The sequence below is a fragment of the Enterococcus sp. DIV0774 genome, from assembly GCF_050539095.1.
GTDB classification, from domain to species: domain Bacteria; phylum Bacillota; class Bacilli; order Lactobacillales; family Enterococcaceae; genus Enterococcus; species Enterococcus faecalis.
The window spans coordinates 857,190-869,888 of record NZ_CP172923.1; the positions used below are offsets into that span (position 1 = coordinate 857,190).

The 12,699-nt window shown below is 36.1% G+C and carries 12 protein-coding genes and 1 other RNA gene; 7 read left to right on the plus strand and 6 right to left on the minus strand.

What is annotated here, in order from left to right; all coding sequences use genetic code 11:
• Positions 1–373: 373 nt before the first annotated feature.
• Positions 374–740: a transfer-messenger RNA gene (ssrA, locus tag IGL86_RS04265) on the minus strand.
• A 138-nt stretch (positions 741–878) separates the two neighbouring features.
• Complete coding sequence (locus IGL86_RS04270) at positions 879–1,184, minus strand: DUF898 family protein (protein ID WP_002360604.1); 306 nt, start codon at positions 1,182–1,184, stop codon at positions 879–881.
• Positions 1,185–1,518: 334 nt separating this feature from the next.
• Between IGL86_RS04270 and IGL86_RS04275 the strand changes: the two genes are divergently transcribed.
• From IGL86_RS04275 to IGL86_RS04285, 3 genes are all read left to right on the plus strand, one after another.
• Positions 1,519–3,375 (plus strand): collagen binding domain-containing protein, encoded by a 1,857-nt coding sequence (locus IGL86_RS04275; RefSeq protein ID WP_033625702.1) that lies wholly within the window; start codon positions 1,519–1,521, stop codon positions 3,373–3,375.
• A gap of 124 nt (positions 3,376–3,499) precedes the next feature.
• A complete protein-coding gene (locus IGL86_RS04280; protein WP_033625703.1) occupies positions 3,500–5,095 on the plus strand; it encodes an ATP-binding cassette domain-containing protein in 1,596 nt (531 codons plus the stop codon).
• Between the two features lie 69 nt (positions 5,096–5,164).
• Positions 5,165–5,899, plus strand: a complete 735-nt coding sequence (locus IGL86_RS04285) for a class I SAM-dependent methyltransferase (protein WP_002391601.1) — start codon at positions 5,165–5,167, stop codon at positions 5,897–5,899.
• On the opposite strand, the gene IGL86_RS04290 is transcribed toward IGL86_RS04285, so the two are convergent.
• The 4 genes from IGL86_RS04290 to IGL86_RS04305 all read right to left on the minus strand — a co-directional run bounded on the left by IGL86_RS04290 (position 5,896) and on the right by IGL86_RS04305 (position 8,583).
• Entirely contained in the window at positions 5,896–6,297 is a 402-nt protein-coding gene (locus tag IGL86_RS04290) for a YxeA family protein (RefSeq protein WP_002388016.1), read from the minus strand. The genes IGL86_RS04285 and IGL86_RS04290 overlap by 4 nt on opposite strands.
• A gap of 109 nt (positions 6,298–6,406) precedes the next feature.
• On the minus strand, positions 6,407–7,759 hold the full coding sequence (locus tag IGL86_RS04295) for an amino acid permease (RefSeq protein WP_010828709.1): 1,353 nt from the start codon (positions 7,757–7,759) through the stop codon (positions 6,407–6,409).
• Between the two features lie 170 nt (positions 7,760–7,929).
• Complete coding sequence (locus IGL86_RS04300; protein WP_002358046.1) at positions 7,930–8,115, minus strand: hypothetical protein; 186 nt, start codon at positions 8,113–8,115, stop codon at positions 7,930–7,932.
• A gap of 180 nt (positions 8,116–8,295) precedes the next feature.
• The gene (locus IGL86_RS04305; protein ID WP_002390077.1) at positions 8,296–8,583 is read right to left on the minus strand and encodes a hypothetical protein; all 288 of its coding nucleotides are present in this window, start codon (positions 8,581–8,583) and stop codon (positions 8,296–8,298) included.
• Between the two features lie 369 nt (positions 8,584–8,952).
• Here IGL86_RS04305 and IGL86_RS04310 point away from each other — a divergent pair, with 369 nt between their 5' ends.
• From IGL86_RS04310 to lepB, 4 genes are all read left to right on the plus strand, one after another.
• Positions 8,953–9,714 carry a (Fe-S)-binding protein gene (locus tag IGL86_RS04310; protein ID WP_002365495.1) on the plus strand — a complete coding sequence of 254 codons (762 nt, stop codon included), beginning with the start codon at positions 8,953–8,955 and terminating at the stop codon, positions 9,712–9,714.
• Between the two features lie 12 nt (positions 9,715–9,726).
• Positions 9,727–11,199: a LutB/LldF family L-lactate oxidation iron-sulfur protein gene (locus IGL86_RS04315; protein WP_002365496.1), complete on the plus strand. Its 1,473-nt coding sequence runs from the start codon at positions 9,727–9,729 to the stop codon at positions 11,197–11,199.
• Complete coding sequence (locus IGL86_RS04320) at positions 11,192–11,911, plus strand: LutC/YkgG family protein (RefSeq protein ID WP_002361597.1); 720 nt, start codon at positions 11,192–11,194, stop codon at positions 11,909–11,911. The genes IGL86_RS04315 and IGL86_RS04320 overlap by 8 nt, the downstream gene beginning before the upstream one ends.
• A 220-nt stretch (positions 11,912–12,131) precedes the next feature.
• Entirely contained in the window at positions 12,132–12,680 is a 549-nt protein-coding gene (lepB, locus tag IGL86_RS04325) for a signal peptidase I (RefSeq protein WP_002358039.1), read from the plus strand.
• The last annotated feature ends 19 nt before the right edge of the window (positions 12,681–12,699 follow it).

Sequence of the window (12,699 nt, forward strand, 5' to 3'; positions counted from 1 at the left end):
TTTGTTATCTAGATTCTATAAGGTAATATAAATCGAAATTTCTACAGGTTTATCCATTAGAATATCTATTCATAAATATGAAATAATTACAATGGAGATTCATTTTAGAAAAAGTGGATATCCATGTGAAGCTAATCGAATCAAGTATAATTTAAATAAATTGAAATTATTCAGCAGAAAATTGGTTCGTTATGTAAAAGATTACCTTTTTAATAATGTTTTCTTGAAAGTATTCACCAAATTTTGATTATTAGTTGATACCTTTTTCTATTTTCTTTATGATTTTTCTCAAAAGTCCGAGTTCAGTCCAACTCCCAAGAAAATAAGGAACTTACTAAATCGTTGATTTAACAACGTTTAGCAAGTTCCTTTTTAATGGAGACGGCGGGAGTCGAACCCGCGTCCAAACATATTGCCACTTAAATCTCTACGTTCATAGACACTCATTTAAAGGTTCGCTTTACAGCGTGCCGAGTGACAGGCATTCTGTATTGCTAGTCTGGTAAGCTCCTCTAAATTTTACAGACGGAAAAATTTAGCGTATCCCACTTCGATTAGGACCCTGACCCGAGCACATGGGCGATGCCGGGAGGATCTTCGCTAGCTGGTTTTTAGGCAGCTAAAGCGAAAGAATTGTTTTCGTTTTTAGCAGTTATATTTAACTGTAACGTTTTAACGTAGCCGTAACCTACGAAACGCAATTCAAGCTCAACTATGCCTGTCGAATCCGTAACGCCCCCGAAATAACATAAGTATCCCTTGATACTTATCAAAGTATAGCATAAATTCCTTGTTTTTTCAAAGAGTAGGATAACACTCTGTTAGATATTCATAAAAAGAGGAAGGATGGACCGTAACTCAGTTCATCCTTCCTCTTTTTATGAAAGTGTGTGGGTATGTTTTGTAATCCATTGTTGCAAACGGATATTCAACCAAAAACCATAAATTCCTAAAGTAATTATAGTTAATAAAAGCCATTTAATCCAATGACCGAATAATTGCATAGCTGTACCGTCAAAATAAAGGCGTTTACCATCAATAACGGTATGCTTGATTTTCCAGTTGTACATCATACAAATTCCCCAAGGTGCGCAAATGCCTAATGTAAAGACAGTAATCAAGGTTGCTAAAATTGAAGTCCCGATATACGTGGCTAAACCACCGTCAAAATATGAATTTTTCATTCTTTTCCTCCTTATCTCATAAACTTTATTATAACAAGAATAAATGGCCTGGGAAACAAAATGAGGATGAAATAAGTATTTTTATTCATTATTGATTCGAAATATGTTATTTATGCAACTCAAACTTAGCAATACTAGATATTTTGTAACAAATGTTATCTAATGTAACTACCATAATAAAACGTTTTCCTTAGGAAGTGAATTAGAAATTTAAAAAAAAGGCTACTTAAATGAGCATTAATATTGTACGAGACATATCTTTTTGATATTGTCAACTTCTGAAAAAGACCACTAAGTGGAAAAAATAAGAGAAAAGAAGGGTGAATAATTTTTTATGACAAAAAGTGTAAAATTTTTAGTGTTACTGTTGGTAATGATTCTACCAATTGCGGGGGCGTTATTGATAGGTCCAATTTCGTTTGGCGCCGAATTGAGCAAAAGTTCAATCGTTGACAAAGTAGAATTAGATCACACTACTTTATATCAAGGGGAGATGACCTCCATTAAAGTATCTTTTAGTGACAAAGAAAATCAGAAAATAAAACCTGGAGATACTATTACTTTAACTTTACCAGACGAACTAGTTGGAATGACCGAGAACGATGGCTCACCACGAAAAATCAATTTAAATGGTTTAGGGGAAGTTTTTATCTATAAAGATCATGTTGTAGCAACATTTAATGAAAAAGTTGAATCTTTACATAATGTGAATGGGCATTTTTCTTTCGGGATTAAAACGCTTATCACCAATAGTTCGCAACCGAATGTGATAGAAACGGATTTCGGAACAGCAACGGCGACTCAACGTTTGACGATTGAAGGAGTGACTAACACAGAGACTGGCCAAATTGAGCGAGACTATCCGTTTTTTTATAAAGTAGGCGATTTGGCTGGAGAGTCAAATCAAGTACGTTGGTTTTTAAATGTGAACCTCAATAAATCCGATGTCACAGAAGATATTTCAATTGCGGATCGACAAGGAAGTGGTCAACAATTAAATAAAGAGAGTTTTACATTTGATATTGTGAATGACAAAGAAACTAAATATATTTCACTTGCCGAGTTTGAGCAACAAGGTTATGGCAAAATTGACTTCGTGACAGATAATGACTTTAATTTACGTTTTTATCGGGATAAAGCACGCTTTACTTCCTTTATCGTCCGTTACACTTCGACAATCACAGAAGCAGGCCAACATCAAGCAACATTTGAAAATAGTTATGACATCAATTATCAACTAAACAATCAAGACGCAACGAATGAAAAAAATACATCACAGGTTAAAAATGTTTTTGTAGAAGGCGAGGCAAGCGGCAATCAAAATGTGGAAATGCCAACAGAAGAAAGTCTAGACATTCCTTTAGAGACAATAGATGAATGGGAACCAAAGACACCTACTTCGGAACAGGCAACAGAAACTGCAGAAAGCAGCCAACCAGAAGTTCATGTTTCTCCAACAGAAGAAGAGAATCCAGATGAAAGTGAAACGTTAGGTACAATTGAACCGATCCTACCTGAAAAACCAAGTGTGACAACTGAAGAGAATGGCGTAACAGAAACTGCAGAAAGCAGCCAACCAGAAGTTCATGTCTCTCCAACAGAAGAAGAAAATCCAGATGAAAGTGAAACACTAGGTACAATTGCACCAATCATACCTGAAAAACCAAGTGTGACAACTGAAGAGAACGGCACAACAGAAACCGCAGAAAGCAGCCAACCAGAAGTTCATGTCTCACCAACAGAAGAAGAAAATCTAGATGAAAGTGAAACACTAGGCACGATTGAGCCAATCATACCTGAAAAACCAAGTGTGACAACTGAAGAGAATGGCACAACGGAAACGGCAGAAAGCAGCCAACCAGAAGTTCATGTCTCGCCAACAAAAGAAATTACTACAACTGAGAAAAAACAGCCATCCACAGAAACAACTGTGGAGAAAAATAAAAATGTTACATCAAAAAATCAACCACAAATACTAAACGCTCCATTAAATACATTGAAAAATGAAGGAAGCCCACAATTGGTTCCCCAACTGCTTAGTGAACCAATTCAAAAATTAAATGAAGCAAACGGGCAACGAGAACTTCCCAAAACAGGCACAACAAAAACACCGTTTATGTTAATAGCAGGAATACTGGCAAGTACATTTGCCGTTTTAGGTGTAAGTTATCTACAAATCAGAAAGAATTAACAATAGAAAAGCCATCCAGCTTTCGCTGGGGGGCTTTTCTATTATCTGGAGATAAATTGTTGATAGGCGCCAATCAAAAACTATGCTACAGTAAGGTATATAATGCTCGAAAAGGAGGGAGTAAATGACTAAAAAAATATGGTCGCACTTTCGGAAAAGCTTCACTTGGTACATTTTGATTGGCGTGATTGTTTCATTATGTAGTGCTTTAGCAATTTATTTTTTTCAACAGTTGTTAGATCATTATCAAAAAAGTTTCCAACTAGGGTTGTTAGTAGCGTATGGAACGACAATTATTTTAATTCCGCTATTGTCTTATTGTGAACAGAAACCAAAAGCTTACTTAACTAATGGCATCTATTTCTATTTGAAGAAATTAAGTTTAATAAAAATGAGCAAGATTTCCTATGAAGAATATCTAAAACTGGGAGCGGGAGCTTTACTACAAAAAGTAGAAGTTGGTGCAGCAGCTGGGAGAAATATCCACTTGAATTTTTATGGGAGCTTATTTCGAGAGCTAATTCCAGAGACGTTATTTAATTTGTTTTTCATAGCATTGATTGATAAAAAATTACTGCCAGCAATTCTAATTGGTTATGTGATTGTATTTATTTTAACCAAAATACTTTTGAAAACGCTACAAAAAATGAAAGAAAAAACACTTATTTCTGAAGAAGCAATGAATGCTACTTTGATACGAGGGATGACAGAACTAGTAACTTTTAGAATTAATCGAAAATATAAAAAAGAGATTGAAAATTACGCGTTAATGGCAGAGGAAAATAGTCAAAATATAACAAAAATGACTATGATCCATGAATTTTTCTTTGGCTTTTTTGCCTTGTTAGTCGCACTTATCAAAGTAAGTATTGTCGTACTTAGTTTTACTAACGTCGTGACGCTAAGTTTAGGTGGACTTGTAGCGATAGTGATGTATATCGATCGAATTTATACGCCGATAGCCATATTTAATGTTTTATTTGTTCAATATAATTTGGATAAAGTAGCCTATCAGCGCTTGGAAGATTTTTATAAAAAAGAAGATGATCCTGATTTAGCGGTTCCAGGCAAAGCGTTACCTGAAATTCAAACAATTTCATTAAAAGATGTGTGTTTTAGCGTAGATAGTCAAACGATTATGTCCCAACAAAATCGACAATTTTCAATGAACAAAACCTATGGCTTGATTGGAAAAAGTGGGACAGGCAAATCTACCCTGATTAAATTGATTTTAGGATTATTGAAACCGACAGAGGGGACAGTTTATGTGAATCAATTTCCTCTAACACAATTCAATTTGGAAGATTATTATGAAAAAGTTTTTTATTTATCGCAAGATGTGCCAATATTTCAAGGAACGTTAAAAGAAAATATTGTATTGAATCAAGAAATTTCTGATGAACAAGTAATTGAAGCTATGTATCGTTTTCAGTTGGGGGAACTTTATGAACGGTTGCCGGAAGGTTTAAACACTATTGTGAGTGAAAAAGGAATGAATTTTTCTGGTGGCGAGAAACAACGGATTGCTTTCACGCGCTTAGCATTTACACAAGCAGAGATCCTTATTTTAGATGAGGCGACTTCCGCATTGGACGAAAAGACCGAAGAAAAAGTGTTACAAGAAGTACAAAAATTTACCCACAATAAGTTGACTATTTTGGTTACTCATCGACCTAAAACCCTGCGATTTGTGGATGAAATTATTGATTTAAATGAGTGAACTTGTTAGCTCTTTGGCGCTTCTTTTGCTACACTTTTTATAAGAATTGAGAGAAAGGGGCAATTGTTGATGAATAATAATGAGCAAGAATTGGCGGAATTTTGGGATGAATTTGCAGAAGAATATGAAGAAATTCAACAAGAATCGCCATTTCCAATTGCTCGAGAATTACGTGATTTCTTGGTCCAAGAAGGTCTTTTTCCGTGTCAGACATTTCTGGATATCGCAGGTGGGACAGGACGATACTTACCTTTTTTTCAAGAGCAAGTCACGGAGTATACGCTAGCCGATATTTCTCAGAGAATGTTGGAGATTGCGGAAGCAAAAGCACAAAGCAACGTTGTTTTTCTTCACCAAAGCCAAGAAAGACTGATTGAGACTGGGAAAAAATTTCAAGTCGTTTTTTCAGCGATGAACCCTGCTTTGGATACGCCGGAAAAAGTTAATGCATTGTGCCAATTAAGTGAGGAATGGTGTCTTATATTTCGGCTAGTGGAAGAGCAAGATTCGTTGTTTTCTCCTTTTGAGCAAGAGAGCAACCCGCAGTTAAATTGGATGGCACAATACAAAGCATTTCTAAAAAAAGAACAGCGACCTTTTTTCACAAAAAAATTTTTCTTTGAAGCATCAGAAGCTATTTCAAAAGACTTTTTCCGCAGCTATTTTGAAGAACAATGGTCAGTTCCAATTTTAGAACAACGCGTACAAGAAATTTTTGGTTCTCATGAAATTAAGCAAAATCAGCGTACCATTATTTATGAATTAATTGTTATTCCATGTAAAAAAACAACCAGCGATGACTAATTATCGCTGGTTGTTTTTCGGTTATTTAATTGTGCGAAAGCTTTTTCTGGAATCTCTTTTTTATCAATTTTGACAGGAGATTGGATGATTCTTTTTTTACTAATGGTTGCTTCTATGTAAGCATTTGGTTCCAAAGGTTGAGGATTTTTGTCTGTCCGTTCGTAATCCATGACTTGCGTTTTTCCATTACTTTTAACAAAAGTTAATGCGTATTTTAATGAATATAGACCAGAGACTGGTTGTTTTTGATTGTTTAATGCTTGTTTTCTTTCAGGAATTTCTAGAGGAACTTGTGCATAGGCTTTTTCACCCTTATATGTATCTGCATAAAAACGATAGCTTATATAACCACCAACAATCAATACGCCAATCAATAAAATAGCGCCAATTTTTTTCATTTTTTCTCCTCCTAACAATTTACAAAAATAGTATAGCAAAAGAAGACGGCTTTTGAACATCGAAAAAACGAACAGTTATCTTACAAAACTGTTCGTTTTTTCGGTCTATTTAGCTTTCATCAGAGAGTAGAAAGGAATCATTTTTCTTACGATAACTAAAGAAAATAACAAAGTACAATAGGCCTGTTAAAAGAGTAACGCCTAACGAATTTGTAAATAAGATGCCAATAAAGATGAGGCCTAAAATGATTAAAGCAAGAAGATTAATACTTTTTTCAAAGAGAGACCCTCGTTTTAAAGAAAGAACAAACGCCGCAGCGCTAATTAAAATCCAAATTAGCAAGACAGTGTAAGAGAGAGAACCGGCTAAGTAACCAAATAATTCATCGCCAACAAAATAAGAAAGAATAACGCCCAGATATAAAACACTGGCGCAGAAGAAAACTGAACGTTGAGGTACTTGGTGCTTGTTTAAAACCGCAAGTTTACTCATGGGTCCTTTTTTATCTTTTAAGCGAAAATATAAAAGGCGAGAAGAGGCGTATACCCCAGAATTAATAGAAGAAAACAAGGCTAAAATAATCACAAAATTTACGATGTCAGCAGCAAAAGGAATATTCATTTTTTCAAAAACCATAACAAATGGACTCACCGTTGTGCCTGCTAAGGTATTCCAAGGGAAAATAATCAAAAGTAAGAATAATGGAATGATATAGAAGGAAATAATCCGTCCCATCACACCACGAATCGCTTTAGGAATGGCTTTTTTAGGATCATCTGCTTCACTGACAGTAATCGCGATTAATTCTGAACCGCCATAAGAATAAATAACTACTAATAAAGAATTAACAATACCTTTCATGCCATGTGGGGCAAAGCCACCATGATCGGTGATGCTTTGTAAAGTAGGGAAGACACCACTGCCTAGCATTTGCTGTCCCACTAGATAAACACCAAAAATAATTAACAAAATGATGACACTAATTTTAGCAAACGCCAACCAATATTCTGTTTCTGCAAATAAACGAACCGAGTAAAGATTAATGAACGTCGTTAAAATAGCTAAAATGAAAACAAAAAACCAAGCAGGAATATTAGGAAACCAAAGTTGTAAAAAGGAAGCTGCGGCAACCGCTTCTGCGATAATATTAATTGTCCACATGGAATAATAAACCCAATCAATAAAATCAGCAGAATGTGCACCTAAAAATGGTCGAACTAAGCCAGACAAACCATGATGTGTGTCTCCGCCATCTAAAACAAGTTTTCCTAAACCACTCATGACGATGAAGAGAACAGCACCGCCAATTAGAAAGGCGATTAAAACAGAAGGACCAGCAATACCAATTGCTTCGCCACTTCCTTTAAAAAGACCTGCGCCAATCGCTCCCCCTAAGGCTAACATCGTAATATGGCGCGAGCTTAATTGTTTTTTTAAGGTTGTTTGTTGTGTTTCACTCATAGGATTCTCCTTTAATTGAAAAAAATAATATGAAAATAACTTTCTTTATTATATACAATTTTCTGACAATTACAACTATTCTGTCAATGAAAATGAAAAAATAAGTGAAAAATATTATGAAAATAAAAAAATCGAGCAATTTAAGTGATTAAAATCGCTCAATTTTTTTATTAATTTTTATTTTTTAATAGAGTCATAATTGTTAATGGAACAGTAATGACTACATAGCCGATGATACTAGCCACTACTAAATAAGCTATAGGACTCGAGAAATTAAATAAGTCCGTTAAAAGTATTGCGACAATCATTGAAATAGCATAACAAATGAATAATTGAATAAACCGCTTTGCAGACAAAAAATCACCTCTTCCTAATTAGTAAAAGTCTCTTTTCAATCATTTAGTATACACCTGAAAAGAAGAATAAACTATCATTAATTAAAAGAAAAAGTGAAACAACTAGCGGATTTTTTGTTCAGCTAATTATCTTAAGAATTAGAAAATGGGACATAAGTCATCTCGACTTATGTCCCATTTTCATTTATGACGTTGGCTTCGTGTAAATTGAGAAGTCTCGTCCTCTCTAGTGGTTGGTTTCTGTGTTCGTTGTACGGCTTGCTTTTCTGGCTCGCTCTTTTTTGCAACATCAGTCACAACATTTGGCTTCTGAGAAGGGGGAACGGTTGTTTTTTTGTTTAAAGTTGGCGTAGTTCTTTTTGTTTCTTTCTTTTGTTTCTTTTTATTATTTTTATCATTTCCAGTGACTGTCAAATAGATAATCAGAAAAATCATTAGGATCGTTGCAACAATTAATAGAATAAACATGTTAAATGAAATGAACATGCATGGCCCTCATTTCTCGTTTTTTCTTAGTTTACCAAAATTTCAAAATTTCGTCACTCTTTTCTTCAGAAAAAACGAATTTCAAAGGAGTTAAAAGAAACTTTTATAAAAAAGCCTCCTTTTTTGTGTGAAAATGCACAAAATTTCTGGAATCGTTTGCTGTTAAAACCAGATACTGGTAAAATAATTATTGTATAAGAATCATTTTAAAAAACGATTTTTGTTACAAATAACGTATTTGTTGAAAAGGCACTGTGAAGTAGTTAGAGACGACAGCCAAGTGACTTTTAATGACAGCCGCCCGATTGATTTCATGGAGCCTTTTCGTAGAAAACGAGGAGGTTATTTTGCGTGAAAGTGAGTATATTTTCGACATGCGTGGTGGATTTACTTTTTCCAAATGTAGGGCAAGCAATGGTAGAGGTTTTGGAACGTTATGGCTGTGAAACGGTTTTACCAACAAGCCAAACGTGTTGTGGTCAGCCAACGTACAATAGTGGCTATGTGACAGAGAGCACGACAACGCTTAAGAATCAAATTGATAGTTTTGACGGTGCCGATTATGTGGTGGGACCTGCGGGGTCTTGTGTCGGCATGATGAAAGAATACCACAAATTTTTAGCAGATGATCCTATTTATGGGCCAAAAGCACAACGTTTAGCTGAGCGAACTTACGAGTTTAGTCAGTTTCTTTATCGTGTCTTAGGGGTCAAAGATGTTGGCGCAACGTTACATGGGAAAGCCACTTATCATCGTTCTTGTCATATGACGCGAATTTTAAATGAACGAGAATCGCCCTTTGTTTTGTTGGATCATGTGAAAGGATTAGAAATGATTCCTTTAGGACATCTTGAAAATTGTTGCGGATTTGGCGGAACGTTTTCAGTGAAAATGCCAGCTATTTCTGAACAAATGGTGACGGAAAAAATGAACGATGTGATTGATACGGGCGCAGAAATTTTAATTAGTGCGGATATGGGTTGCCTGATGAATATCGGGGGTAAATTCAATCGTGATGGGAAAAAGATTAAGATTATGCATATTGCAGAAGTCCTTAATCACGAAGTGGATGAAGCACGCATGGATCAACCGCAAATCATATCGGTAGGGTAAGGGGGAAGAACTGTGGGATTATCAACGAGCAATAAGCCGTTAAGTGAACGAATTGAAGAAAGTAAAAAAGATGTGTTTATGCAAAAGGCTGTCGCCAAAGCACAAGATGCCCAATGGGAGAAACGAGAAGGTGCGCGGGAAGCTTTAGGCAATTGGCCACAATGGCGTGAATTGGGAGAACAAATTCGCCAACATACAATTCAGTATCTGCCTGACTATTTAGAAGAGTTCAGTGATAACGTCGCCAAACGAGGTGGCAAAGTCTTTTTTGCTCAAACCGCCGAAGAGGCCAATGAATATGTGAAACAAGTAGTTCTAGAAAAAAAGGCGAAAAAAATTGTGAAATCTAAATCAATGGTGACGACCGAAGTCGATATTGATCCAATGTTATTGGGATTAGACGATGTCAGTGTGATGGAAACAGACTTGGCGGAATTCATTTTACAAATGGATGACTGGGATGAACCGTCACATATTGTTTTCCCAAGTATTCATAAAAATCGCGAACAGATTCGTCAGGTTTTTGCGAAAAAATTAGGGTATCAAGGAGATAATGACCCGGTAAATTTGGCACGCTGTGCACGAGAAGTGATGCGCAAATTCTTTTTGGAAGCGGAGATTGGCATTACAGGTTGTAATTTCGCTATTGCGGATAGCGGCTTAATTAACTTAAATACAAATGAAGGAAATGCTGATTTGACCATCAGTATTCCTAAGACACAAATCGTGTTAATGGGAATGGAAAGAATCGTACCAACGATGCGTGAAGCAGAGGTTTTAGATAACCTTTTAGCCAGAAGTGCCGTTGGTCAAAATTTAACAACGTATGTGACGTTTGCTGGGCAAAAAAATGCGGATGAATCCGATGGTCCAGAAGAATTTCACGTGGTCATTTTGGATAACGGACGTTCAAAAGCGTTAGGAACAGCCTTTCAGCCAGTCTTACAGTGTATTCGTTGTGGGTCTTGTCTGAATGTTTGTCCGGTCTATCGCCATATTGGAGGGCACGGTTATGGCTCTATTTATCCAGGACCAATTGGTGCTGTGCTTTCCCCAATTTTAGGTGGATATAAACAGTTTGGGGAATTGCCTTATGCGTCTAGTCTTTGTGGGGCATGTACGGAAACGTGTCCTGTGAAAATTCCATTGCACGAATTATTAATTGAACATCGTAAAGTGATGACCGATGATCTGAAAATGAAACATGGATTTGAAGATTTCCAAATGCGTATGGTAGGTAAAGCCACTGGTTCACCAGCAATGTTTAAAGCAGCCATGAAAGTCGATCATGCTGCAGCGGGCATTTTAAGTAAACAAAAAGACATTACTGTTGAAAACATGTACAATCATGGGGGCTACCTCGATAAAGGACCAGGGTTAGTAAAAGGTTGGACCGATGTTCGTGATTTGCCAAGACCACCAAAATCTTCAGAAAACTTCAGAAGTTGGTTCAAAAAACATCAAGAAGGTGAAAAAAATGACTAACGAAGCGATTCAAAATCGAGAACCTTTTTTACAAAATCTACGAGAAAAATTAGGCGTAGAAAAACAGCCTGTTTCGGCCCATCCATTTGAGCCAGTTAATCATTTACCAGAAGAACAGTTGGCAGATAAAACACCAGCAGAGCTATTAACGATTGTGAAAGAACGTGTGGAAACGATTCACACGAACTTAGTGGAAACCACACAAGAAAATTTACTGACGACGATTCAGCAAATTGTTGCTGAGTTTGGTGGGGGCAATCTTTTATTGCCAACAGATGCACGTTTTGAAGCCTATGGATTAGCTGATTTAGCTAAGTCATTAGAGGCTGTTTCTGTTAAGCAATGGCAACCTGGAAGTGAGCAACGAGAAGCGAATATTCAAACAGCTGCTCAGGCAAATATCGCAATTGCCTTTGCTGAGTTTTTACTAGCTGAATCAGGAACGATTGTGGTGGAGTCCAATGCGGGACAAGGCAGAGCCTTACATTTTTTACCGAAGCATTACATTTCAATTATACCGTTTAGCAAACTCGTTCCACGTTCGACTCAGCCAGCAGCTTTTTATACAGAAAAAATAGAAAAAGGCGAAAAAATCGGCTCAGCGATTCACTTTATTTCAGGTCCTTCTAATTCAGGAGATATTGAAATGCAACTGGTTGTCGGGTTGCATGGTCCTTTAGAAGTTTGTTACGTGGTTGTGATGGATCGCTAAAACGCTAAAAGCATAATCAATTCAGTCCTTTTTAGAATTGATTATGCTTTTTTTATGAGCAGGATCAAAAAAGTAAGAATCAAATTTGAAAGAAATACGTTTTTTTTCTGACCATTTTGTAAAAAAAGCGTACATAAAAATTAATTGGGTGTTAAGCACTATAGGATTGATTTACTTTGTGGTAGAATATGAGACATAAGATAATAAGGTTTTTGGAGGAATGAGTTTGAAATCAAAAGAATTAATTAAAACAGTCGTCTTTTTTGCCTGTTTAGCTTTGGGTCTGTTTTTACTGAGACAATTTGTATTTACGCCTGTCGTAGTGAGAGGTCATTCAATGGATCCAACGTTAGCAGATGGTGAACGGGTAATTACGTTAAAAAACACAGAAATTAATCGTTTCGATATTATTACTTTCCCAGCGCCAGATGAACCAGATAAAAATTATATTAAACGTGTGATTGGTTTACCTGGAGATACAATTGCGTACAAGGATGATACGTTGTACATCAATGGAAAAGAAGTTGACGAACCCTATTTAGATGAATTTAAAAAAGCCTTAACAGATGGTCAACCTTTGACAGGCGATTTTTCATTAAAAGAAAAAGTACCAGCAGATAGCTACTTTGTTTTAGGTGATAATCGACGGAATTCAAAAGACGGTCGTGTCATTGGTTTTATTCATAAAAAAGATATTTTGGGTGAAGTGAAATTCGTTATGTGGCCATTCTCACGGTTTGGTCCAATACCAGAAGTGTCAAAACAATAAAAGAGACAATGAGTAAAAG